This window comes from Alkalibacterium sp. m-11 (genome assembly GCF_054658155.1).
Genome location: NZ_BAAGIR010000482.1, coordinates 1 through 260, shown reverse-complemented (window position 1 = coordinate 260; position 260 = coordinate 1). Strand labels below are relative to the sequence as shown.

The 260-nt window shown below is 41.5% G+C and carries 1 protein-coding gene; it reads right to left on the bottom strand.

All coding sequences use genetic code 11. The features are described 5' to 3' along the window. Positions 1-68: 68 nt before the first annotated feature. A partial coding sequence (locus ACYQ2O_RS13255; RefSeq protein WP_459796835.1) for a transposase domain-containing protein occupies positions 69-260 on the bottom strand: 192 nt, incomplete at its 5' end.

Sequence of the window (260 nt, the reverse complement as noted above, 5' to 3'; positions counted from 1 at the left end):
GTACCTACAAATAAAAATCGGACACCACTATAATGAGAAGTGTCCGAAGCGTATAATATGCTGAATGTCTAGCGACATTCCATCTGCACCTTTGGATTCCATGGCAAATAAGCCTCCAAAGGTGTATGTTGTCGATTTGGAAGGTAAGTTAAGAGGTAGTCCAGATATTTTCGTGGATGTAATCCGTTGGATTTGGCTGTCTCAACGAGACTCAAAATAGTCGCAACGGCATGAGCACCTTCAAAAGATTTCGAGAATAG